This is a genomic window from Mesorhizobium sp. M1078 (assembly GCF_040318615.1).
GTDB lineage: Bacteria > Pseudomonadota > Alphaproteobacteria > Rhizobiales > Rhizobiaceae > Mesorhizobium.
Genome location: NZ_JAMYMP010000006.1, coordinates 229,770 through 252,793, shown reverse-complemented (window position 1 = coordinate 252,793; position 23,024 = coordinate 229,770). Strand labels below are relative to the sequence as shown.

Sequence of the window (23,024 nt, the reverse complement as noted above, 5' to 3'; positions counted from 1 at the left end):
AGGCAGCACAATGATCGACCATCCACGGCGGCTGATGTTACAGCTGCTATTGGCATTGGCAATCTCTGGTATTGGGCGCTTCGCCTATGCGGGGAATGTGGGCGACGGCGTCGACCAGCCCGCCGCCAAGGCAGCCTTGCTCAAGGCCTATCCCGGCCTTTTCACCATTTCGGGCAATGTCCTGACCTGGACCGACGGCACCACCATGGTGTGGAACGACGGCAAGGCGCGCGACGCCGACGCGCTGCTGGAGAGCCCTGACATCGAAGACATGTTTCGCTACGTCTATCCCGGAGCAGCGGAGGGCGCCCCGGTCCCGGCGGAGGATTTCGACCCCGGCCGCATCCGCAACGAACCTTTCTTCGAGAAGCTTTACGGGGCAAGTGCCGCCGAGGTGGGCAAGCACATCGCCAACGTCAAATGGTTGCCGAAGCTCGGCAAGAAGACCGTGCAGGTCACCAGGATTTTCGGCATCAACGACCGGCTGGGCAAGGTCTCCGCTGCGCTTGAGGCGATGCCCGCGGAGCTGAGCCGTTACGGGCTCAAGCCCGGCGGCGGCTTTGTCTGGCGGCCGATCGCCGGCACCGACCGGTTGAGCGTTCACTCGTTCGGAGCGGCCTTCGATATCAATGTCGGCTTCTCCGACTATTGGTACAACAACAGGAACAAAACCAACCCGAAGGCCCACATTCCCTTCAAGAACCGGATTCCGCTGGAAATCGTGGAATTGTTCGAGAAAAACGGCTTCATCTGGGGCGGGCGCTGGTATCACTACGACACCATGCACTTCGAGTACCGGCCTGAGTTGCTGCTGTACAAGAAATCCGGCTGATCACGGCGGCAGCAGCCGGAAATCCTTGCCTTCGGGGAGCAACTGGCCGCCGTCGACGACGATGGTGGTGCCGGTGATGTAGCTGGCATCGTCGGAGGCGAGGAACAGGAAGGCGTTGGCGACGTCGCGCGGACTGCCGAGGCGTCCGAGCGGGATCGAATCCTCCATGTTCTTGATGTAGGCGGCGCCGCGATGCAGCTCGATCGCTTCGGTCAGGATGTTGCCGGGCTCGACGCCGTTGACGGTGATGCCGTAGCCCGAAAATTCCAGCGCCGCCGAGCGGATGAAGCCGTTGATGCCGGCCTTGCTGGCGGCATAGTGGCCGTGGCCGGGGCTGGTGACGTGCGGACCGGTGATCGACGAGGTGTAGAGCATGCGCCCGTAACCTTGCACCTTCATCGGCGCCAGCGCCGCCAGCGTGGCGTTGAACGTGCCGCGCAGATTGACCGCCATCACCCGGTCCCAGTCGTCCGGGCTGGTGTTTTCGATCAGCTGCCAGGGATAGATGCCGGCATTCTGCACGACGATGTCGAGGCGGCCATGGCGGCTCAGCGCCAGCGCCACCGCAGCTTCTGCATCGGCCATTTGCGAGATGTCGGTGCGAATGAAATCCGCGCCGAGCTCGTCCGCGGTCGCCTGGCCGGCTTCGGCCTCGCTGTCGGCCAGGACCAGCCTTGCGCCTTCCTCGGCAAAGCGCAGCGCAATGCCCTTGCCGATGCCGCGCGCGCTGCCGACGATAAGCGCGACCTTGTCTTGCAGCCGTCCGGTCATGTGAGCTGTCCTGTCATGCGAGTCTTTGGCGAATGGTTTGCTTGAAGGCGTCGAGCAGCACGGCGGCGAGCACCAGCAGGCCATGGATCACCTGGGTGAAATTGGCCGGCAGGCCCATCAGGTTGATTGCCGTGTTGATGGAGGAGAGCAAAAGCACGCCGGCATAGACCCCGGGCAAGGTGCCGACGCCGCCTTTCAGGCTGACGCCGCCGATGACGACGGCGGCAAAGGCGTTGAACAACAGCCCGGTCCCGAGATTGGCGGTGGCGCCCGAGGTGCGGATGGCGAGCAGCCAGCCGGCGAGGCCGGCGATGGCGCCAGCCAGCACGAAGGCGATGATCAGGTTGCGGTTGACGCGGATGCCGGCGCGGAAGGTCGCTGTCTCATTGCCGCCGATCATTACGAGGTGGCGGCCGAACGGCGTCTTGGCCATGATCAGCGAGAACAGGACGAAACAGGCGACGGCGATCCAGGCGGTCAGCGGCAGGCCCGCCAGCCGCTGGATGCCGAACCAGCGGATGGCCGGCGCCAGATCCTGTGCCGAGCGGCCGCCGGAAATCACCAGCACCAGGCCGCGCACCCAGATGTAGGACGCCAGCGTAATGATAAAGGCGCTCATCTTCACCTTGACCACCAGATAGCCGTTGAAGGCGCCGATGAGGCCGCCGACGGCGAGCGCAACCAGCAGCGAAACCGGAACCATCAGCCACTGCGGATTGAGCTGTATGCCCATACCGATGCCCGACGAGCAGAACAGGATGCCGACGGTCATGGCGCTGAGTGCGGCCACCGATTCTACCGACAGGTCCATATGGCCGGCAATGATGACCAGCGACAGGCCGATCGACATCACGCCGAGAACGCTCGAGGCCTCGATGATGTTGGCGAAGATGCCGAGCTGGAAGTAGTTGGGGACGAAGATGGAAAAGACAACCAGCACAAAGATCAGCATGAACCAGACGAGGTTGTCGAGGACGAACTCCAGGGCTTTGCGGCTGCGCGGGTTCATGGGCTGATCCGGTTGGCGCCCCCGAGAAAATCAGGCTGAGAAATCAACTCGATTTCGTCGGGTTCAGGCGCGGGTTTAGGTTCGCCACGGCGTCCTGGGTCGCGGCGTCGTGAATGGGCAGGCTCCGGGCCGCAATGGCCCGGAGCGCTTCGCTAGGCGACTATTCGACAGACTTGATCGTGTCCGTCGGTGGCTTCTGGTTGCCCCAGAAGGCCGGATTGTCGACGTTTTCCTTGGTGATGGCGGCGCCCGGGATCTTGATGTTGGGGCCCCAGCTCTCCTTGGTCACGGTCGACTTCAAGCCGAGCACGTCATACTCGCCAGGCTTGATTTCCTGCTTGCCGGCGATCTTGTCCATGAACATGGCGACGGCTGCGGCCTGCGCGTAGAGCGGTTGCTCGACTTCGACATTGAGCCAGCCCTTGCGGATCAGGTCGAGACCGACCGGAGCGCCGTTCGAGCTCATCAGCATGACGTCGCCCGGCTTCTTGCCGGCGGCCTCGAGCGAGGCGACGGCAGCGACCGACAGATGCGCGGCATGGCTGAAGATCAGGTCGATGTCGGGGTTGGCGAGCATCTGGTCGGCAACGATCGTGCCGGCATTGCTGGCTTCCCATTGCATGGCCGGCAGCGAGATGATCTTGACATCAGGAAACGCCTTCAACTTCTCCTCGAAACCCTTCTGGATGTCGAGCGTGTAGGGATCGCCGGGATCGCCGAGCACCTGCAGGATCTTGCCCTTCACCGAACCGTTCTTGGCGGTCAGAAGTTTTTGCGCCTGCTCGGCGGCGACGTAGCCGATCTCGACCGTGCCCGCCACCGAGGTGAAATCGGACGGGGTCGAGGTGATCTGGCGGTCGAACTCGACCACCGGGATGCCGGCCGCACGCGCCGCTTCGATGGACGGCTTCAGCGCGTTGAAATCGACGGCGGCCAGGATGATCGCCGCCGGCTTCAGCGCAATGACGTCGTTCATCTGCGATTGCTGCGCGTCGGTCTTGTTGTCGGCGTTGAGTGTTTTCACCTCATAGCCGACCTGCTTGAGGAACAGCTCCAGCGCGCTCACCGAGCCGGTCTGGAATTCATCGAGCAGGGTCGGGACCATATAATAGACGGTGCCCTTGGTCTGGGACATTGCCGGCGTGAGCGAGGCAAGAGCCAGTGCCAGGATACCGAAGACAAGAACCAGTATTCGCTTCATGTCGTTCGCTCCTCTTTTATACCGGACCCCTCTTTTGTCCCTCAACCTGCCGGTCCGGCACCGGCAAGCGTCTCACCGGTGATCATGTTGATCACCGCATCGGGACTTGTTTTGTTGCGTGCGACATCGCCGGCCACGACGCCTTGCCGGATCACCACGATCCGGTCGGCGACCTGGAAGGCCTGTTGCATGATATGGGTGATGATGACGACGCCGATGCCCTGGTTGGCCACCTGGCGGATCATCTCGAGACCGCGCCTGGTTTGTTCGACGCCGAGGGCGGCGAACGGCTCGTCGAGCAGCACGAGCTTGCCGCCCCAATGCACGAAGCGGTTGAGCTCGATGGCCTGGCGCTGGCCGCCCGAGAGATGCTCGACATTGGTGCGCAGCGACGGGATGCGGGTGCCCGCACTTGCCAGCGCCTTGCCGACCACGGCCTCCATGGCGCGCTCGTCGAGGATGGGGACACCGAGAACCTTGCGGGTGATTTCGCGGCCCATGAAGAAATTGGCGACGACGTCGACATTGGTGCAGAGCGACAGGTCCTGGTAGACGGTCTCGATGCCGGCAGCCTTGGCCTCGGCAGGCGTTTTCGCCAGGAATTCCTTGCCCTCGAACAGCATGCGGCCGGAGCTCGGCTCGAGGCCGCCGGCGATGATCTTGACCAGTGTCGACTTGCCGGCGCCGTTGTCGCCGAGCAGCGCCACGACTTCGCCCTTGCCGATCGAGAAGCTGATGCCCCTCAGCGCATGAATGGCGCCGTAATTCTTGGTGACGTTTTCGAGTACCAGCAGCGATTCGGTCATGCCGCCACTCCCTTGCTGTGCATGAGGTCGGACCGGCGCTCGCGCTCGGCAATGAACATCTGGCCGAAGCGCGGCGACAGCACGCCCGAAACGGCTAATGCGGCAGCGCCGCGCAGCACCGAATGCTTACCGCCGGTCGCCACCGTCACGCGCGGTGTCTTGCGGTCGCGCCGCGCCGAGACCGAATTGGGAAGCTGTCCCGCCGCGCCGACCAGCTTTTCGAGCAGGTCGGTGGGCGCAAGCCCGCCGAGGATGACGGTTTCCGGGTCGAACACATTCTCGATGGTGACGATGGCGTTGCGGAAGATCGGCGCGATCTCGGCCACCCAGGCGGCGTCGCTGATGTTGCGGCGGCGACGTGCTTCGAGCGAGAGATACCGTTCGAGGCAGCCGCTGTTACCGCATGGGCAAGGCTCGCCACCGGGAACGGCAGGGATGTGTCCGATTTCGCCGGCATTGCCCCAGGCGCCGCGCATCACCGCGCCGTCATGCACGATGACGCCGCCGAGGCCGACGCCGAAATAGAGGTAGTAGTATTCGGAATAACCGGAGCCAAGACCGTAAAGCCGTTCGCCCATGGCCGCCGCCGCCATGTCGGTTTCGAAGAAGGCCGGCAGCCCGGTCGACGCCGCCAGCCGTTCCGGCAGCGCGACATCCTTCCAGCCGGCCATGGTCGTCGGGCCGACGAAGCTCATCGACTCCACGCCGAACGGTCCAGGCAGCGCCATGCCGATGCCGAGCACGCGCCCGCCGGGCCGCAGCGCAGTCAACTCGGGCACCATCGCGCCGATCAGCTCGAAGGCATGGTCAGGCGTCGCAGGCGGCGCCTCGCGCTGCATGCTCTCGATGACATCGCCGCTGAGATTGATGAGCGCCGCGTCGATCCCCAGCGGGGTGAGGTGGACGCCGACGGCATAGCCGCCCTCGGGGTTGATCCTGAGCGTCGCCGGCGGCAACCCGCGTCCGCGCGGCTCTTCGCGCAGCGACAGCACATAGCCATGCTCTTCGAGTTCGCGAACGATGGTCGATACGGTCTGGACGGTGAGGCCTACCCGGCTGGCAATGTCGCCGCGAGCTATGGGACCGTGAAGACGGATGGACTCCAGGACGATGCGCCGGTTGTAAGGCCGCCCGAACTCCTGATTGGTCCCCCGCAGTGCCATGTCCCGCGCCCCTTAGGAAGGCCAAGACTTGCACAGGCAATTTATTCAGTCAAATGGAATTCAAAAATAATTCGCGACGGTTCCCGGGCGCGGTGCAGGACCTGTCCCATTCGTCGCGCTGGCTGATTGCAGCCGGGCTGAAACCACCGCAATGGTGAATGACGTCACGCGGGCGTGGGGCTCGCCGGCCAACAATCCAGCAGGAAAACCGATGATCGAATTGCCTTTTGCGCGCGATGAATACCAGCGGCGGCTCCAGAAGATCCGCGCCGAGATGGCGGCGCGTGGGCTCGAACTGCTGGTCGTCAACGATGTCGCCAACCAGCATTACATCACCGGCTATGACGGCTGGTCGTTCTACACGCCGCAGGTCGTGCTGGTCCCGATCGAAGACGAGGCCGAGCCGGTCTGGATCGGCCGCGCCATGGATGCGGCAGGCGGCTTGCTGACGGCCTGGATGAAGCCGGAGAATGTTGTTGGTTTTCCCGAGGACCATGTCCAGCGCGCCGATCGCCATCCGATGGACTGGATAGGGGCCTGGATCGTCGCCAAGGGCTGGGGCGCGAGACATATCGGCGTCGAGCTCGAAGCCTATTATTTCTCGCCGAAGGCGCATGCCCGGCTGGTCGCCGGCCTGCCCAATGCGAAATGGCACGACGCCGATCTCCTGGTGAACTGGATCCGCGCCGTGAAATCCGCGCCGGAAATCGCCTACCTGCGCAAGGCGTCGACCTTGGCTGAAGCAGCCGTCGCGTGGGCCTTCGAAGTCATCGCGCCAGGCGTGCGCGAATGCGATGCGATTGCCGCGATCCAGGCGGCGCAGATTGCCGGCAGCCCCGACTTTGCCGGCGACATCACGGCGCTTCCGCCGACCATCCTCGGCGGCGAGAATGCATCGGCTCCGCACATCATGTGGAGCGACCGGCGGTTCGGCAAGGACGAGACGATTGCGCTCGAACTTGCCGGCGTCTGCCGTCGCTATGCCGCCGGCCTCGCCAGGACGATGCAGCTCGGCAAGACGCCGGCGCGCGTCGCCGACACCGCAAAGGCGGTGATCGAAGGCATGGATGCGGTGCTCGACGCGGTCAGGCCGGGGACCACAGCCGAAGCGGTCGAGGCCGCATGGCGCAAGGTTATCCAGCGCTACGGGCTGAAGAAGGAATCGCGCATCGGCTACTCCATCGGCGTCGCTTATCCCCCGGATTGGGGCGAGCACACGATCAGCCTGCGGTCCGGCGACAAGACCGCGCTGCAACCCGGCAACGTCCTGCACTCCATTCTTGGCATGTGGATGGATGGCTGGGGCATCGAGATCAGCGAGACCATTCTGGTGACCGAGACCGGCCATGAGACGCTGACCAAATTCCCGCGAGACATCCATGTCATATCCTGACCGGCCGGCAGCACCCGGCGGTGTCGCGACCCCGCCCGACGGCATCTCCTCAGTATCGGATGGCCCGGCGCTCGATCAGCACCACAGGACGATCGACAGGCCCGATGACAGCACGATCGCCGCGTAGAGACGGTCCGACTGGTAGTTGAAGGACGCCTGGATGATCAGCGCGCCAAGGCCTTGGTCGGAGCCGATCCATTCGCCGACAATGGCGCTGATCACGGCGGTGGCCGAGGCAATCCTCAGCGATGAGAACAGCATCGGCAAAGCGCGCGGCAGCCGCAGGCTCCAAACACTTCTGGGCGCGTGCCTCAGAGGGTTTCCAGCTTGCAGAAACTTCACGCCGCAGGGCGTGAGTCAACGATCACGACGCCGGAGCACGCGATGTCGGATTGCCAAACAACAGGATGGTACAACGGGTGAAGGAGGCGGGGGCGTGCAACCAGCCGCCTGGCTTGACCCTACAGATACTGCTCGACCTTCTTGCCGACGGTCAGGAAGCGCAGCGGGTCGATGGCCTCGCCATTGTGGCGGACTTCGTAGTGCAGGTGCGGGCCGGTTGAGCGGCCGCTGCTGCCGGTTTTGCCAATGATGTCGCCGGCTGCGAGTTTTTGGCCGACGGCAACGTCGATCTCGCTCAGATGGCCGTAGCGCGTGGCAAAGCCGTTGCCGTGATCGACCTCGACCATGCGGCCATAGCCGCCGTTCCAGCCGGCCTTGGTAACGATTCCGGCCGCCGTGACCTTGGCTGCCATGCCGACCGGCGCGCGGAAATCCATGCCCGAGTGCAGGGCAGCGGTGCCGAGGATGGGGTCGGTGCGCACGCCGAACGGGCTGGTGACGGAGTGGCCCGGCGCCGGGTTGGCGAGCGGCAGCCGCCGCGCCTCCTTCTTCAACTGGTCGAGCGTATCCAGCGCCTCGTCCAGTTCCTTGACCTTGCTGTCGAACATCATCGAGCTGTCAAGCGGGATCAGCGGCCCGCCGACATCGCTTTCGTTCTTGCCGAAATCGCTGTCGACCGGCAGGCCGGCCGCCTGGAGCGCCTGGGTGATGGCGTCGGCGTTCTTGTAGGCATTGTCGGCCAGGGTCTCGATGCGGGTGAGTTGCTGGCTTTCGATAGCCTTCAGTGAATCATTGATCGAGACGAACAATTTGTCGGCGCGGTCCGCAGCCGTTTCGCTGGGCAGCGGGTCGGAGCGTGTCGACCACAGCGAGAATGGCCTGGTGTCGCCCGAACCGAGGCTGGCCACCGAATAGGCGAGTGGCTCGCCGCCAGTCAGTTCGGCATGCTCGTCGGGTTTTGCCGCCACATCCGCGGCGGCCGGCGTGCCGACCTCGTTTTCGGCCCGCTCGAGAATCGGGCCGAGGCGGCCATGGCGCTGGCTGAGCTGGCTCTGCCGCTCGATCAATTCGCTGACCTTGGTTTCCATCAGTTTTTGGTCGAGAAGCTGGCGGCTGGTGATGCGGTCGACCTGCGCGCGCAATGCGGAAATGCGATCTTCATAGGCCTGCTGCATGCGCGCCTGCCGGGCCGTGGTGGCGCCGATCAGATCGTCGCGCAGTACGAGATAGGAGGTCGCCAAGAGATAGCCGATGGCGATCGCCGCCAGTGCCGAGCCGAGAAAGGCGACGAGCCACGGCCGGATGGTGAAATGCCGTATTTCATTGCCCCGCGCAATGATGACCGTATGCGGCTCCTTGCGCCTGCCGAAGACCGCTGACTGACCGGTTAGGTTCACGGGACCAAGCTTTCGTTACGACACCAACGAAGCCCGATTACACATTATTAGGGTTAACAAAGTTTTGCCGTCGCGGGCGCGCTAGTGACCAACGGTGTCAGCCAACCGCATATATGTCTTATTGCCCCTAATGCACTGCGCGGCGTTGGCCAGATCGGTGGCGCCTCAGAGCGCGCGGACCGCCTCCAGCACTGCTTCGGCATGGCCTTTCACCCGGACCTTGCGCCAGATCCCGGCGATCCGCCCGTCCTTGCCGATCAGGAACGTCGCCCGCTCGACGCCCATATAGTTGCGGCCATACATCGTCTTCTCGACCCACAGATTGTAGGCCTCGATCACCTTGCGCTCCTCGTCGGCAACCAAGTCGACGGTGAGATCGTATTTGGTTTTGAACTTGTCGTGCTTCTTCACGCTGTCCGGCGACAGGCCGATCACCACGGCGCCGGCCTTTTCGAACTCCGGCTTCAGCTGCGAAAAGCTGATCGCCTCATTGGTACAACTTGTGGTGTCGTCCTGCGGATAGAAATAAAGTACAACGGGCTTCCCCCGCATCGAGGCAAGGCTGAGTGAGCCGCCGCCGTCGCGCGGAAGATCGAATTGCGGCGCAACGTCGCCAACGTCGAGATCAGCCATATCGATGCCCTTGTTTGAGGTTACGCAGCCCTAAATCAAAGAGATAGAGCATGATGTCGTCCGAAAACCGCCTCACACTTTTCGGCATCATGCTCTAGCCTGCGTCGTTATAATGTCGGGCGGGGATTCGTCCACGATCGAATTCGCACAACGGAAAATTGCGTGGATCAGGAAGAACCGCAGCACGAGAAAATCCGGTTCAGGCGTGACGAGATCACCGACCTGGGGGCTTTCCCGTCCGCTTGCCGCGTGCCGCCGCTCGGTAAGGCACGGATCGGCCGCGGCTTTCGCATCCTTGCCCGGCTGTTTGCCGGCATTGGAGCCCTTGTGCTGCTGGCAGCGGCCGCCGTCTACGTCATCGGCGCCACCGGCATCGGCAACGAACGGCTGCGGTTGGAAGCCGAAACGGCGATCGAGAAACTGGCCGGTTTCGACGTCAAAGTCGCCGTCGGTCCTGCCAGCCTGACACTTGACGGATCGAGCTTCATTGCGCTGCAGGTCAAGGATGTCAGCGTCGAGACGGCCGACGGCAAGCCGATGGCCGATGCCGGGCGCGTCCGCTTCGGCATCCGGTTGATCCCGCTGCTTTCGGGCGAGGTTCGGCTGACCAGCGCCAGGATTTCCGACGCCCATATCGTCACCGCGGCAATGCCGTCGGGTGGCGACTGGACAGCGCGCCTGCGCAATCAAGACGGTCTCATCGATCCGGAAAAACTGGCCGCCGCCGTCTTCAGTGACGTCAATCGTGCACTCGATGCCGTGCGCGAGGATTCGATGCGCCGCATCGATCTCAAAAATGTCGCGTTCGAGCTGCCCGAGGCCGGATCGGTCAAGCTGGTCACGATCGCCAACGCCACGGTGCTGCAGTCGGGCCCCGGCAGCATGGAGTTCTCGTCCGAGGCGGATGTCGATGGCCGCGCGCTCACCGTCACGGCCACCGCCACCCGCGATACGAGCTCGATGCGCGTCACCGCCTTGAACGCCGCCATCGACATGGCGGATGTCGCGGAGACCACGCCGGCGGCCGGCGGGCGAACCGGCGCGATGGCTTTGAAGCTCACGGGATCCGAAGGCTCGGGCGAGACCGATTCGCGGCTGACGGGCTCGCTGTCGCTAACCGGCTCGGTGCTCGACCTCGGCACACGCGGGCTGTTGCCGGCCGATGTCGATGTCGACGCCGCCCTTGTCTCCGGCTCCAACAAGATCGATGTCGGCAGGCTGGTTCTGAAGACCGGGCGCTCGGCGTTCAATTTCGCCGGCTCGATCGGGCCAAAGCCGTCGACCGGCGCGGCCGGCGAGGAGCCTTCCTATCGTTACGACCTGACCAGCGACGGCTCGACGCTGGCGCCTTCGGAATCGCCCGAGCCGGCGCTGAATTTCTTCGCCCGCATCGCCGGCGTCTATCAGACCAAGAGCCGCAAGCTTGTCGCCGACCAGATCGGCATCAGGTCGGGGTCGGGGAGCGAAGTGCTGGGAACCGCTGCGGTTTCCTTCATCGACAACGGACCGCCGGGTATATCGGTGTCGCTCAACGTCCACGACATGGCGGTCTCGCACGTCAAGCAGCTATGGCCTTGGTTCTCCGCCAAGAACGCGCGGCTGTGGGTGCTGCAGAACCTGTTTGGCGGCCGCGTCGTCGATGCCAGCCTGCAGTTCCAGGTCGTGCCGGGACGTCTCGGCAACGGCGTGCCGCTTTCGGCCGACGAGGTGTTCGGCCGCTTCCAGGTCGAGGGCTCGCGTTTCGACACCGCCGGCCGCATCCCGCCGATACGCGATGCCGTCGGCGTCGTTTCCTTCCACGGCAACGATGTCGACGTCGCGCTGTCCTCGGGCAGCGTCTATATGCCAAGCGGCCGCACCGTGGCGGCAAGCAATGGCACACTGTCGGTAAAGGCGGCAAACCACCCGCCGGTGATCGGCGCGCTCGACATCGACGTCGCCGGTGAGGCGCCGGCCATCGCCGAACTTGCCTCCTACGAACCGATCAACGCCATGCGCCATGTCGGCATCTTGCCGGACGACCTGTCGGGCACGGTGACCGGCCACGTCAAGGCCGACATTCCGTTGCAATCCGGCGTCGACACGTCGAAGCTCGATTGGCTGGTATCGCTCGACTACAAGGACCTGTCGCTCGCCAAGCCGTTCGAAGGCCAGATGGTGACCGATGCCGACGGCTCGATCGAAGTCGGGCCCGACAAGGCGGTGATCTCTGCCAAGGCGCGGCTGAACGGCATTCCAGCCGAGCTCGATCTGGTCGAGCCGCTCAGGGATGGCGGGCCGCCGCGCAGCCGCAAGGTGGCGCTTGTGCTCGACGAAAAGACGCGCGCCATGGCCATGCCTGGCCTGTCGCCGCTGATTTCCGGCACCATCAAGGTGGCAATCGACAAGAGCGGCGAAGGCGGCAGCCAGAACGTCGACGTCGACCTGACGAGCGCCAGGCTGGACATTCCCTGGGCAGGCTGGAGCAAGGGGCCGGGCATTCCCGCCAATGCCACTTTTACCATGAGCAAGTCCGGCGATACCACGACGCTGTCCGACTTCGACCTCGACGGAAAGAGCTTTTCGGTCGAAGGCGATGTCGTCCTGGTCAAGGGCGCGCTGTCTTCGGCCCGCTTCAGCAAAGTCGCCTTGAACCGGGGCGACGATGTCGCCGTGACGGTGAAGCGGTCGGGCAAGGGCTTCGCAGTCGATGTCAGCGGCAACGCGCTCGATGCCCGCTCGCTGATCAAGCAGTTCACCTCCGATGTCGATACCGCCACCAAAACCACCGGCACGGACGCGGTTTCGGTCAGCGCCGACGTCAATTCGCTAACCGGGTTCCATGACGAGGTCCTGTCCAATTTGAAGCTCGACTACAGTGCCGCCGGCTCCAGGGTGAACAGGCTCAAGGTCAGCGCCGCGGCAAGTTCCGGCGCCGCCATCACCATCAGCAATACGGCAGGCAATGGTGCTCGCGCGCTCACCATGAAGTCGGCCGACGCAGGCGCCATATTGCGCTTCCTCAACATCTACGAGCATATGGAAGGCGGATCGATCACGCTGGCGCTCAGCGGCGCAGCCGACGGCCCGATGCGTGGACAGGTCGATTCGAGCAACTTCTTCATCGTCAATGAACCGAAGCTCGCCTCGATCGTCTCGACCACGCCAACCGGCGACAGCCGCAGCCTGAACGAAGCGGTCAAGGGCAAGATCGACACTTCGCGGGTAAAGTTCGAGCGCGGCTTTACCGAGATCGACAAGGGGTCGGGCTATTTGAAATTGGCGAATGGCGTGCTGCGCGGCCCGCGCATCGGCACCACCTTCCAAGGCACGCTCTACGACCAGAACAACAATATGGACATGACCGGAACCTTCATGCCGGCCTATGGCCTCAACCGCATCTTTGGCGAACTGCCGCTGGTCGGCGCGCTGCTCGGCAATGGCCGAGACCGCGGGCTGATCGGCGTCACCTACCGGCTTAAGGGCAACGCCAACAAGCCGGTGCTGGACATCAACCCGCTATCGGTAATCGCGCCGGGCATTTTCCGCTCGATCTTCGAATATCGCTGAGGATCCCAGAAGACGGGTCAGACCGGCCGCACCAGAACGTGTTTTTTCTTGCCCACTGAAAGCTTTGCGACGTTTTCCGGACTCAAATCCTGAGGCGTCACCATCCGCCGGTCGTCCGCCACCGGCTGGTCGTTGAGGCGCACGGCGCCACCCTGTATGTGACGCCTTGCCTCGCCGTTTGACCCGGCAAGGCCCGCGCTGACCAGCAGCGACAGGATGCCGATGCCGGCTTCCAGCGCGGCGTCGTCCACTTCCACGGTCGGCAGCGTTTCGGCCGTCACGCCTTCCTCGAATGTCTTGCGCGCAGTTTCCTCGGCCGCGAGCGCCGCCTCGCGGCCGTGCACGATGGCCGTGGTTTCGGTGGCCAGCACCTTCTTGGCCTCGTTGATCTCCGAGCCGCCAAGGGCGGCCAGCCGCGCGATCTCCGACAGCGGCAGCCGGGTGAAGATCTTCAGGAAGCGCTCGACGTCGGCATCCTCGGTGTTGCGCCAGTACTGCCAGAAATCATAGGGCGAGAAGAGGTCGCCGTTCAGCCACACCGCGCCCTTGGCCGATTTGCCCATCTTGGCGCCCGACGATGTCGTCAGCAGCGGCGTGGTCAGCGCATAAAGCTGCGGCGTGCCCATGCGGTGGCCGAGATCGACGCCGTTGATGATGTTGCCCCACTGGTCCGAACCGCCCATCTGCAGCCGGCAGTCGTGGCGGCGGCTGAGCTCGACGAAATCATAGCCTTGCAGGATCATGTAGTTGAATTCGAGGAAGGACAGCGACTGTTCGCGCTCGAGCCGCAGCCTGACGCTGTCGAAGGTCAGCATCCGGTTGACCGAAAAGTGGCGGCCGACATCGCGCAGGAACTCGACATAGTTGAGCTTCATCAGCCAGTCGGCATTGTTGACCATGATGGCGTCATTGCCAGTGTCGCCGAAGCGCAGGATGCGGCCAAAAATTCGCTTGATGCCTTCGATGTTGGTGGCGATCGCCTCGGGCGTCAAAAGGCTGCGCTGGTCGTCACGGAAGGACGGGTCGCCGATCATCGAGGTGCCGCCGCCCATCAGTGCGATCGGCCGGTGGCCGGTCTCCTGCATCCAGTAGAGCATGGTCGCCGATATCAGATTGCCGATGTGCAGGCTGGTCGCCGTGGCGTCGTAGCCGACATAGGCGGTCACGGTTTCCTTCGCGAAAAGTTGATCCAGCCCGGTCTCATCCGAAATCTGGTGGATGAAGCCGCGCTCGCTCATGACGCGCAGGAAATCGGACTTGAAGGCGGGCATTGTTTCTTCCTGAAAGCGCCGGGTCCGAACGGCCCGGCATGGCCTGAACGCGGGCGTTTAGCATCCAAGCGCGTCAAGCAAAAGTGGTTTCCGATTTTGCGCCGGCATGGACAGCCTATTCTGCACTGCCGCGCATGCTTGCTTCATCCTGTCGGCTGGCGTAATGAGGCGCCGCGCCAACGGGTTCGATCCGCTGGAACGGCACCGCACGGCATCCACCGAATGCCATATCTTGTGACAGAGCCCGACGCGATATGCCGGACGCATTGATATCCATCGTCATTCCCTGCCGCAACGAGGCGGCGAACCTGCCGCTGCTGATCGACGAGATCGAGGCGGCGATGACCGGGCGCGACTTCGAAATCATCGTTGTCAATGACGGTTCGACTGACGACACCGCTTCGGTGCTTGCCGCTGAAGCCGCCACACGTCCGTTTCCGCTTCGGCAGCTTCGGCACGAAAAATCCGCCGGCCAGTCGCTTTCGGTGCGCTCGGGCGCCTGGGCGGCGCGCGGCTCGATAATCGCCACCATCGACGGCGACGGCCAGAACGACCCGCAATATATCCCCGTGCTGGTCGATGCGCTGCGTCGGGCAGGGCCCGATTTCGGCGCCGCGCAGGGGCAGCGGTTGAAGCGCCGCGACAGCAAGATCAAGCAATTGGCATCGCGTTTCGCCAACTGGCTGCGCGGCGCGATCCTGCATGACGACACCCGCGACACCGGTTGCGGCCTGAAGGCCATCCACACCGATATTTTGCGCAAACTGCCGTTTTTCGACGGCACGCATCGTTTCGTTCCGGCGCTGGTCATCCAGGAAGGCTACCGCGTCGTCCATTGCGACGTCGTCGACCGCTCCCGCCGCCACGGCAAGTCGAATTACGGCATCTTCGATCGCGGCCTGCAGGGCGCGCTCGATCTCGCCGGCGTCTGGTGGCTTCGGCGCCGGCGCCGCAGAATGCCAAAGGTAGAGGAAATCACGCATGGCTAACGTGTTTCAGGAATTGGCGACCTGGCTGCACCAGGTTTTCGTCAAGCAGTTCGACGCCTGGGTTCTGCTCGGCTTCGTTGCCCAGTTCTTCTTCACCATGCGCTTCCTGGTGCAGTGGATCGCTTCGGAAAAGGCCAAGCGCAGCGTCGTGCCGATCGCTTTCTGGTTCTTCTCGCTGTTCGGCGGCGGGCTGCTGCTGGTCTACGCCATCCAGCGTGAGGATCCGGTGTTCATCGCCGGCCAGGCCATGGGCATGGTGATCTATGTCAGAAATTTATGGCTCATCGCCAATGAGCGCAAGGCGGCGATGACCAAGGTCGACTGAGCCACCAGTCCCGCCAAATCCAGTCTGTCCGGTGTTGACCAGTCTGTCCGGTGTCGAAATGAGCAGGAACTACATCTTTCTCTTCCTGTTCAGCCTGGTGATGACGGCGTCGGGACTGGCCTCTTTGCCGCCGCTCGACCGCGACGAGCCGCGCTTCGTCCAGGCGACCAAGCAGATGACGGAGACCGGCGACTATGTCGACATCCGCTTCCAGGACGCGTCGCGCTACCAAAAGCCGATCGGCATCTACTGGCTGCAATCGGCGGCGGTGACGCTGAGCGGCGAGGGGGCACAGGCGCCGATCTGGATTTACCGGCTGATCTCGGCGCTGGGCATCGCCATCGCCGTCGTCACAATCGCCTGGACCGGGGCCAATCTGTTCGGCGCCAATGCCGGTCTTGCCGCCGGCCTGGTCATGGCGGCGATTTTCGCTACCGCCTTCGAAGGCCGCGATGCCAAGACCGACGCGATGCTGCTTGCCTGCTGCGTTCTGGCGCAAGGCGCGCTGGCGCAGATTTATCTGGCATCGCGCCGCAACGAGCCTGTCGCCGGCCATCTGCCGTGGATTTTCTGGGCTGCGCAGGGCGCGGCGATCCTCATCAAGGGGCCGATTACACCGCTGCTGTCGGCGCTGACGGTGCTCACGCTGGTTGCTTTCGAGCGCGACTGGCGCTGGCTGGCGAGGCTGAAAGCCGGGCGTGGGCTGATTCTGGTGCTGTCCATCGTGCTGCCTTGGCTCGCCCTAATCACCTGGAAGAGCAACGGCGCCTTCCTGCAGCAGGCCGTCGGCAAGGATATGCTCGGCAAGGTCGCGCAAGGCGAGGAGTCGCACGGCGTTCCGCCGGGCTTCTACGTGCTGACCTATTGCCTGTTCATGTGGCCGTTCGGCCTTGTGGCGCTCGGCGCCGGACTGCAGGCGCTCAACCGATTGCGCGACGATCCGCGCCTGCGTTTCTGCCTCGCCTGGTACATTCCGTTCTGGCTGGTCTTCGAATTGATCCCGACGAAACTGCCGCATTATGTGCTGCCGGCCTATCCCGGCATGGCCCTGCTCATCGGCTGGCTTGTGACGCTGACACCGCAAGAGGCAAATGCGCCGCTCAGGCGCTGGCAGACATGGCTGTGGTGGGCGACCGCATTCGGCACCGTCCTGGTGACAGTCGGTCTCGCCGTGCTTTGCGTCGGTGCGCCGATCTATCTCATGAAGACATTTTTATGGTGGAGCGTTCCGGCCGCCGCGGCAGCATTGGGCGCCGGCTACCTCGCTGTTTCGCGCCAGAAGCTGGTGCCGCTGGTCCGCATCGGCGGGGCTGCGGTTTGCGCCGGTATAACCTACGCCCTGCTGTTCGGTGTCATCGTGCCGTCACTGAAACCGATTTGGATGAGCCGGGAAATCGAGGCGGCGGTTCGCGCCGATCGTCCCTGTGAGATGAGCGTGCTCGCCTCCGCGCAATATCACGAACCGAGCCTGGTATTTCTGATGGGCACAAAGACGGTACTGACCGATGTCGATGGGGTTGCGCAACATCTGCTTGGCGATCCGGCCTGCGCTTTGGGCCTGGCGCCGGTCGGCGATGAAAAACGGCTGGATGACCTGCTGGCAGGGCAAGGCAAGAAGGCCAGCCGCGTCGCCGAGATCGACGGCATCAACTATTCGTCAGGTGATAAATTGTCGCTCGGCCTGTACCGTGTGGCGAACTGATATCTCTTCGATGATCGCTTCGAGCTCCGCATGTTGACGAAGTCGCCATCACCGGCGCGTGCCGCTATGCCTGCCATGCTCCGGCAGTCTGTCGATAATTTCCGCGATACTTTCGGGATTGTACGGCATCGCCTGGCGACGCGCCCGGCGCGCTACCCGAAAATCCTGTGGTCGGTCTGGGTCGTGGCCTGGCTTTTGCTGACGATCGCGGTGTCGCTCCGTTTCGACCATCTTGCGGGCACCATGGCGAGGCAGTGGGCTTTAGGCTCGACCAATGTCTTCCGCATCGCCGAGTTTTTTACCTTCTTCGGCCTAGGCGGCTGGTATCTTGTCCCGTCGGTACTGGTGCTGATTGCTGCGAATCTGACGGATTGGCGCAGCCTTTCCCGGCGCGCGCGGATGACCTTCTACAACTGGACCTGCTTTGCTTTCATGGTGCTGGGTTCGATCGTACTCTCGGCCATGGTCGTCAACGTGCTGAAATATGGCGTGGGCAGAGCCAGGCCAATGAATTTCGACAAGCTCGGCGATCTGTCGCTGCATCCTTTTTCCATGGAGGCGCGCTTTGCCAGCTTCCCATCCGGCCATGCCACGACCATGGGTGTCATTTTCGGCATTGCGCTGCTGTTGTTGCCCCAGCGCAGATGGGTGCTGCTGGCTGCAACCTTGTCGGTCGCATCGACCCGAATCTTTATCGGCGCGCACTATCCGAGCGACACTGTCGCCGGATTCGGCCTTGGCTGTGCTGTTGCCATCGTCTGCGCGATGGTGCTTGGCCGGCTGGGATGTATCTTCCGCTACACGGCGTCGGGGTTGCCGGTGGCAAAAACTACGTTCCGCCTATTCCGTCGGGCTCGCAAACCAAACCAAAACGATGCGCCGAGACAGACGAATTTCCGCATTGGAGCAGCGCCGGCAGGCAACTGAATTGCTGACGCCTTTGGAACCATCTAGACTAAGACCACCCCAGCTAGCTGTCGATGCCACCCCAGCTCCGCACCAGCCGAGCCATGTCAGGCGCGCCGGCGGCGTCCTTCTCCAGCCCTTCGGCGACACCGACGCGGTCGGCGACAGGCCGGTTCTGGCTGACTTTCCACTTGCCGCTGATTTCGGCGATCTCGATCTCCAGCCCGATGATGCCCTTGATCTGCGACTGGATGAAGGTCGGCGGCGCATCGGTCACCGCCCAGGGGGCCTCGCGGGCGTTTTCCTGCGACAGCGTCAACTCGGTGATCTGCTGTGCGATCCAGGCGGAATCCTCGATCACTCTTACCGTTCCTCGCACCTGGACAATGGCGTAGTTCCAGGTCGGCACGACCTTGCCGGTCTCGCGCTTGGTCTCGTACCAGGACGGCGTCACATAGGCGTCGGCGCCCTGGAAGACGACCAGCACCGGCGATGTCGGATTGTCGGCCAGCTGACGCCATTGCGGGTTGGCCCTGGCCAGATGGGCGCGCAGCCGGCCATTCGGCCCAACCTCTGCATCAAGCAGGAAAGGAATGGCATTGGCGACCGGGCCATCGGTGCCGTTGGAGATCAGCAACCCCAGCGGATGCGTCCGGATCAGCCCGTGCAGGACGTCCGGCCGCGTTTCCTGGAAATGGGGAGGCTGGTACATGATCGGTCATGCCTTCTTGCGCTGGCTGAACCGGCATTGTGCGCCGTTCAGCCGAGCCGCGCCACATGTCAGGCTGGCTTCACCGTTTGGATCAGCCGAAATGGCATTGTCGCGCCCATGATGGGCACGACTGTGACGGCATCGGACCGGGAGTTTTTGTTTTGACGCAATTCCGGACGGAAAACCCGTTTACACTTTTCCTGGAATTGCTCTTAGCGCAGCCGCTTCGGCCGCGGATCGGACAATTCGCCGGCCAGCCGTCGGTCGAGATAGTCGGCGCATTCCTCGAGCAGCAGATCGGCGTCGTTGGCGAAGAAGTGGTTGGCGCCTGGCAAGGTCTTCTGCGTGATGGTGATGCCCTTTTGCGTGTGCAGCTTGTCGACCAGGCCCTGCACATCCTTGGGCGGCGCCACCTTGTCGGCATCGCCATGGATGATCAGACCCGATGACGGGCAGGGCGCCAGGAACGAGAAATCATAGGTGTTGGGCTGCGGCGCGATCGAGATGAAGCCCTCGATCTCGGGCCGGCGCATCAGAAGCTGCATGCCGATCCAGGAGCCGAAGGAATAACCGGCCACCCAGCAGCTCTTGGAATCCGGATGCAGCGACTGCACCCAGTCGAGCGCTGCGGCGGCATCCGACAATTCGCCGGTGCCGTGGTCGAATTCGCCCTGGCTGCGGCCGATGCCGCGGAAGTTGAAGCGAAGCGTGGTGAAATCGCGCTTCTGGAACATGTAGAAGAGGTCATAGACGATCTTGTTGTTCATCGTGCCGCCGAATTGCGGATGCGGATGCAACACGATGGCAATCGGCGCGCTCTTCTCCTTGGAAGGCTGGTAGCGGCCCTCCAGGCGGCCGGCCGGACCGGTGAAAATGACCTCAGGCATGAAATACTCCAAATGGCATACGAATGCGCGGCGCCCGGAACAATTCTTACTCCAGCCCCAGCCCTTCCGGGCCTTGACGCAGGGCAAGCGTCTTCTTAGAAGCTAGTTTAGAATTGTTCAAAACTGGATAGCCAGCCGTGACGGCCCGGCCATCCTCGCCGCAAGCCGCGTAAATAGGACGTCTTGCCTTGCAATTTCAAGGAAATAACGCGCTATCCTTGCGGAAAGGGTCTTGACGGGATCGATTGGGTGAAAATGGCCGCAGCACGCGCCTATCTCGACTACAATGCCAGCGCGCCGCTCATTACCGAGGCGCGCGAGGCGATGATTGCCGCGCTCGATCTCGTCGCCAATCCGTCGTCGGTGCATGCCGAGGGGCGCGCGGCGCGGCGCCTGATCGACACTGCCCGGCGCGATGTGGCAGCACTTGTCGGCGCCAAGGCCGAGCATGTCGTCTTCACCTCGGGCGCGACGGAAGCCGCATCGACGCTGCTGACGCCGGATTGGCAGATGGGCCGTGGCACGGTGCGCATGAGCCGGCTCTATGTGTGCGAGGCCGACCACCCTTGCCTGTTGAACGGCGGCCGCTTCCCGGCAACACAGGTTTCGCGGATCGGCGTCGACGCCGATGGCATTGCCGACCTCGCTCAGCTGACAGCCGCTCTGGCCGCGCATGACAAGGCCGAAGGCCTGCCGTTGGTCGCGATCCATGCCGCCAACAACGAGACCGGCGTCATCCAGCCGATCGAGGCAATCGCTGCAATCGTCAAGGCGGCGGGCGGCATTCTGGTGGTCGACGCGGTGCAGGCTGCGGGCCGTGGTCCCATCGATATGTCAGCGGCTTACGCCGACTATTTGATTCTGTCTTCGCACAAGATCGGCGGCCCCAAGGGTGTCGGCGCCGTCGTTGCGGCAGCCGATCTGATGATGCCGAAGCCGCTGATCAATGGCGGCGGCCAGGAAAAGGGCCATCGCGGCGGCACCGAAAACCTGGCGGCCATCGCCGGCTTTGGCGCCGCGGCGCGGCAGGCTTTGGCTGGACTGAACCATGTCGATACGCTCGCGCACCGGCGCGGCGAGGTCGAAACCATCATTAAAACACTGGTGCCGGACGCAGAAATCTTCGGAACCGGCGCGCCAAGGCTTGCCAACACGACATTCTTCGCTATTCCCGGCGTCAAGGCCGAGACGGCGCAGATCGCGTTCGATCTGGCTGGCGTGGCGCTGTCGGCGGGATCGGCCTGTTCGTCGGGCAAGGTCGGGCCGAGCCATGTGCTGAAAGCCATGGGTTACGGTGACAGCCTCGGCGCTTTGCGCGTGTCCATCGGCCACGCAACGAGTGCCGGGGATATCGAACTGTTTCGTGCTGCGCTGGCGGGTATTGCCCAGCGCCGGGCGGGCAGGGAACAAGCCGCCTGAGGCGGCGACAAGGAATTCAGGCCTCGCGGCCTGGTAGAGCCGTGCGTTTGCAAGTGGCCGGGTGAATTCCCGGCCGAGACGCACTATATGAAACTTACGCCGCCTTCGGCGCCTCATGGGCAGCCCTGGCGATGCCATAGTTTGAAAACTGTCGGGCCTTGACCCCGGCGTGGATGGAGAACGCTTATGCCTGCTGTGCAGGACACGATCGATCGGGTCCGAAAGATCGACGTCGACCAGTACAAATACGGATTCCAGACAGAGATCGCGATGGACAAGGCCCCCAAGGGCCTGAGCGAAGACATTATTCGCTTCATCTCGGCCAAGAAGGATGAACCGTCCTGGATGCTGGAATGGCGTCTGGAAGCATATCGGCGCTGGCTGACGCTGGAAGAGCCGACCTGGGCGCGCGTCCATTATCCGAAGATCGATTTTCAGGACCTCTATTACTACGCGGCGCCCAAGAGCACGCCCGGCCCGACCTCGCTGAGCGACGTCGATCCCGAGCTGTTGAAGGTCTACGAGAAGCTCGGCATTCCGCTGCGGGAACAAGAAATCCTCGCTGGCGTGCAGAAGACCGACGCGTCCGATCTCGAGGAGCCCAGCGACAACGTCTACAAATCGGGCCGTGTCGCGGTGGACGCGGTGTTCGATTCCGTTTCCGTCGTCACCACGTTCAAGAAGGAGCTGGCGCAGGCCGGCGTCATCTTCTGCTCGATCTCGGAGGCCATCCGCGAGCATCCGGAGCTGGTGCAGAAATATCTCGGCTCGGTCGTGCCGACATCCGACAATTTCTACGCCACACTGAATTCGGCTGTCTTCACCGACGGCTCGTTCGTCTTCGTGCCCAAGGGCGTGCGCTGCCCGATGGAGCTGTCGACCTATTTCCGCATGAACGAGAAGAACACCGGCCAGTTCGAGCGCACGCTGATCATCGCCGAGGAGGGGGCTTACGTCTCCTATCTCGAAGGCTGCACGGCGCCGCAGCGCGACGAGAACCAGCTGCATGCCGCCGTCGTCGAACTGGTGGCGCTCGACGATGCCGAGATCAAATATTCGACGGTGCAGAACTGGTACCCCGGCGATGCCGAGGGCAAGGGCGGCATCTACAATTTCGTCACCAAGCGCGGCGACTGCCGCGGGCACCGTTCGAAGATCTCGTGGACACAGGTCGAGACCGGTTCGGCGATCACCTGGAAATATCCCAGCTGCATCCTGCGCGGCGACGATTCCTCCGGCGAGTTCTATTCGATCGCCGTGTCGAACGGCTACCAGCAGGTCGACAGCGGCACCAAGATGATCCATCTCGGCAAGAACACGTCGAGCCGCATCATCTCCAAGGGCATCGCCGCCGGCTTCTCGCAGAACACCTATCGCGGCCAGGTTTCGGCGCACCGCAAAGCGACCAACGCCCGCAACTTCACCAATTGCGATAGTCTCCTGATCGGCGACCAGTGCGGCGCGCACACCGTGCCCTACATGGAAGCCAAGAATTCGACGGCGCAGTTCGAGCATGAGGCGACGACGTCGAAGATTTCGGAGGACCAGAAATTCTACGTCATGCAGCGCGGCATCCCCGAGGAAGAGGCGATCGCGCTGATCGTCAACGGCTTCGTCAAGGATGTCATCCAGCAGCTGCCGATGGAGTTCGCGGTCGAAGCGCAGAAGCTTATCGGCATCAGCCTTGAGGGCTCGGTCGGCTGACCGGACAATATAT

At 63.3% G+C, this 23,024-nt stretch carries 19 protein-coding genes and 1 pseudogene; 9 read left to right on the top strand and 11 right to left on the bottom strand.

Annotated elements, in window-relative coordinates; all coding sequences use genetic code 11:
• Positions 1–10 precede the first annotated feature (10 nt).
• Positions 11–832 (top strand): M15 family metallopeptidase, encoded by an 822-nt coding sequence (locus tag NKH38_RS11740; RefSeq protein WP_352712465.1) that lies wholly within the window; start codon positions 11–13, stop codon positions 830–832.
• Here NKH38_RS11740 and NKH38_RS11735 read toward each other — a convergent pair whose 3' ends face one another.
• From NKH38_RS11735 to NKH38_RS11715, 5 genes are all read right to left on the bottom strand, one after another.
• Entirely contained in the window at positions 833–1,603 is a 771-nt protein-coding gene (locus NKH38_RS11735) for an SDR family oxidoreductase (protein ID WP_023690227.1), read from the bottom strand.
• Positions 1,604–1,616: 13 nt separating this feature from the next.
• The gene (locus NKH38_RS11730; RefSeq protein ID WP_023697543.1) at positions 1,617–2,612 is read right to left on the bottom strand and encodes an ABC transporter permease; all 996 of its coding nucleotides are present in this window, start codon (positions 2,610–2,612) and stop codon (positions 1,617–1,619) included.
• Between the two features lie 160 nt (positions 2,613–2,772).
• Entirely contained in the window at positions 2,773–3,813 is a 1,041-nt protein-coding gene (locus NKH38_RS11725; RefSeq protein WP_023684845.1) for a sugar ABC transporter substrate-binding protein, read from the bottom strand.
• Positions 3,814–3,854: 41 nt separating this feature from the next.
• Entirely contained in the window at positions 3,855–4,619 is a 765-nt protein-coding gene (locus tag NKH38_RS11720) for an ATP-binding cassette domain-containing protein (RefSeq protein ID WP_352760224.1), read from the bottom strand.
• The gene (locus tag NKH38_RS11715; RefSeq protein WP_352760221.1) at positions 4,616–5,782 is read right to left on the bottom strand and encodes an ROK family transcriptional regulator; all 1,167 of its coding nucleotides are present in this window, start codon (positions 5,780–5,782) and stop codon (positions 4,616–4,618) included. Before NKH38_RS11715 ends, NKH38_RS11720 begins: the two co-directional genes overlap by 4 nt.
• Positions 5,783–5,993: 211 nt before the next feature.
• On the opposite strand from NKH38_RS11715, the gene NKH38_RS11710 reads away from it, so the two are divergent.
• Positions 5,994–7,175, top strand: a complete 1,182-nt coding sequence (locus tag NKH38_RS11710; RefSeq protein WP_352760218.1) for a M24 family metallopeptidase — start codon at positions 5,994–5,996, stop codon at positions 7,173–7,175.
• A 75-nt stretch (positions 7,176–7,250) separates the two neighbouring features.
• On the opposite strand, the pseudogene NKH38_RS11705 reads toward NKH38_RS11710, so the two are convergent.
• The 3 genes and pseudogenes from NKH38_RS11705 to NKH38_RS11695 form a co-directional block, all read right to left on the bottom strand.
• A pseudogene (locus NKH38_RS11705) lies at positions 7,251–7,466 on the bottom strand (ABC transporter permease subunit); the annotation flags it as partial.
• Positions 7,467–7,636: 170 nt separating this feature from the next.
• On the bottom strand, positions 7,637–8,914 hold the full coding sequence (locus NKH38_RS11700; RefSeq protein WP_352760216.1) for a M23 family metallopeptidase: 1,278 nt from the start codon (positions 8,912–8,914) through the stop codon (positions 7,637–7,639).
• Positions 8,915–9,079: 165 nt separating this feature from the next.
• Positions 9,080–9,547, bottom strand: a complete 468-nt coding sequence (locus tag NKH38_RS11695; protein WP_023697549.1) for a peroxiredoxin — start codon at positions 9,545–9,547, stop codon at positions 9,080–9,082.
• Between the two features lie 162 nt (positions 9,548–9,709).
• On the opposite strand from NKH38_RS11695, the gene NKH38_RS11690 reads away from it, so the two are divergent.
• Positions 9,710–13,096, top strand: a complete 3,387-nt coding sequence (locus NKH38_RS11690) for a YhdP family protein (protein ID WP_352760213.1) — start codon at positions 9,710–9,712, stop codon at positions 13,094–13,096.
• 17 nt (positions 13,097–13,113) lie between these two features.
• Here the strand turns inward: NKH38_RS11690 and tyrS are convergent, their stop codons facing one another.
• On the bottom strand, positions 13,114–14,367 hold the full coding sequence (gene tyrS / locus NKH38_RS11685; RefSeq protein ID WP_023834184.1) for a tyrosine--tRNA ligase: 1,254 nt from the start codon (positions 14,365–14,367) through the stop codon (positions 13,114–13,116).
• A gap of 254 nt (positions 14,368–14,621) precedes the next feature.
• Between tyrS and NKH38_RS11680 the strand changes: the two genes are divergently transcribed.
• The 4 genes from NKH38_RS11680 to NKH38_RS11665 are packed head-to-tail and all read left to right on the top strand — an operon-like array spanning position 14,622 to position 18,310.
• A complete protein-coding gene (locus tag NKH38_RS11680; RefSeq protein ID WP_023694104.1) occupies positions 14,622–15,356 on the top strand; it encodes a glycosyltransferase family 2 protein in 735 nt (244 codons plus the stop codon).
• Positions 15,349–15,681, top strand: coding sequence for a lipid-A-disaccharide synthase N-terminal domain-containing protein (locus NKH38_RS11675; protein WP_023669132.1), 333 nt, complete (start codon positions 15,349–15,351; stop codon positions 15,679–15,681). The genes NKH38_RS11680 and NKH38_RS11675 overlap by 8 nt, the downstream gene beginning before the upstream one ends.
• Before the next feature lie 58 nt (positions 15,682–15,739).
• Entirely contained in the window at positions 15,740–17,383 is a 1,644-nt protein-coding gene (locus tag NKH38_RS11670) for an ArnT family glycosyltransferase (RefSeq protein WP_352760208.1), read from the top strand.
• Between the two features lie 30 nt (positions 17,384–17,413).
• Complete coding sequence (locus tag NKH38_RS11665) at positions 17,414–18,310, top strand: phosphatase PAP2 family protein (RefSeq protein ID WP_023706431.1); 897 nt, start codon at positions 17,414–17,416, stop codon at positions 18,308–18,310.
• A gap of 43 nt (positions 18,311–18,353) precedes the next feature.
• On the opposite strand, the gene NKH38_RS11660 is transcribed toward NKH38_RS11665, so the two are convergent.
• A complete protein-coding gene (locus tag NKH38_RS11660; RefSeq protein WP_023669129.1) occupies positions 18,354–19,001 on the bottom strand; it encodes an FMN-binding negative transcriptional regulator in 648 nt (215 codons plus the stop codon).
• 212 nt (positions 19,002–19,213) lie between these two features.
• Complete coding sequence (locus NKH38_RS11655; protein WP_023669128.1) at positions 19,214–19,888, bottom strand: alpha/beta hydrolase; 675 nt, start codon at positions 19,886–19,888, stop codon at positions 19,214–19,216.
• A gap of 255 nt (positions 19,889–20,143) precedes the next feature.
• On the opposite strand from NKH38_RS11655, the gene NKH38_RS11650 reads away from it, so the two are divergent.
• Together NKH38_RS11650 and sufB are read left to right on the top strand one after the other, a co-directional pair.
• A complete protein-coding gene (locus NKH38_RS11650; protein ID WP_352760203.1) occupies positions 20,144–21,307 on the top strand; it encodes a cysteine desulfurase family protein in 1,164 nt (387 codons plus the stop codon).
• Between the two features lie 186 nt (positions 21,308–21,493).
• Positions 21,494–23,011, top strand: coding sequence for a Fe-S cluster assembly protein SufB (gene sufB, locus NKH38_RS11645; protein WP_023743149.1), 1,518 nt, complete (start codon positions 21,494–21,496; stop codon positions 23,009–23,011).
• Positions 23,012–23,024 lie beyond the last annotated feature (13 nt).

Bases quoted from the DNA above. Each gene is read 5' to 3' on its own strand.
- NKH38_RS11740 (WP_352712465.1), top strand. From the start codon at position 11: ATGATCGACCATCCACGGCGGCTGATGTTACAGCTGCTATTGGCATTG.
- NKH38_RS11735 (WP_023690227.1), bottom strand. From the start codon at position 1,603: ATGACCGGACGGCTGCAAGACAAGGTCGCGCTTATCGTCGGCAGCGCG.
- NKH38_RS11730 (WP_023697543.1), bottom strand. From the start codon at position 2,612: ATGAACCCGCGCAGCCGCAAAGCCCTGGAGTTCGTCCTCGACAACCTC.
- NKH38_RS11725 (WP_023684845.1), bottom strand. From the start codon at position 3,813: ATGAAGCGAATACTGGTTCTTGTCTTCGGTATCCTGGCACTGGCTCTT.
- NKH38_RS11720 (WP_352760224.1), bottom strand. From the start codon at position 4,619: ATGACCGAATCGCTGCTGGTACTCGAAAACGTCACCAAGAATTACGGC.
- NKH38_RS11715 (WP_352760221.1), bottom strand. From the start codon at position 5,782: ATGGCACTGCGGGGGACCAATCAGGAGTTCGGGCGGCCTTACAACCGG.
- NKH38_RS11710 (WP_352760218.1), top strand. From the start codon at position 5,994: ATGATCGAATTGCCTTTTGCGCGCGATGAATACCAGCGGCGGCTCCAG.
- NKH38_RS11695 (WP_023697549.1), bottom strand. From the start codon at position 9,547: ATGGCTGATCTCGACGTTGGCGACGTTGCGCCGCAATTCGATCTTCCG.
- tyrS (WP_023834184.1), bottom strand. From the start codon at position 14,367: ATGCCCGCCTTCAAGTCCGATTTCCTGCGCGTCATGAGCGAGCGCGGC.
- NKH38_RS11680 (WP_023694104.1), top strand. From the start codon at position 14,622: ATGCCGGACGCATTGATATCCATCGTCATTCCCTGCCGCAACGAGGCG.
- NKH38_RS11675 (WP_023669132.1), top strand. From the start codon at position 15,349: ATGGCTAACGTGTTTCAGGAATTGGCGACCTGGCTGCACCAGGTTTTC.
- NKH38_RS11670 (WP_352760208.1), top strand. From the start codon at position 15,740: ATGAGCAGGAACTACATCTTTCTCTTCCTGTTCAGCCTGGTGATGACG.
- NKH38_RS11665 (WP_023706431.1), top strand. From the start codon at position 17,414: ATGTTGACGAAGTCGCCATCACCGGCGCGTGCCGCTATGCCTGCCATG.
- NKH38_RS11660 (WP_023669129.1), bottom strand. From the start codon at position 19,001: ATGTACCAGCCTCCCCATTTCCAGGAAACGCGGCCGGACGTCCTGCAC.
- NKH38_RS11655 (WP_023669128.1), bottom strand. From the start codon at position 19,888: ATGCCTGAGGTCATTTTCACCGGTCCGGCCGGCCGCCTGGAGGGCCGC.
- NKH38_RS11650 (WP_352760203.1), top strand. From the start codon at position 20,144: ATGGCCGCAGCACGCGCCTATCTCGACTACAATGCCAGCGCGCCGCTC.
- sufB (WP_023743149.1), top strand. From the start codon at position 21,494: ATGCCTGCTGTGCAGGACACGATCGATCGGGTCCGAAAGATCGACGTC.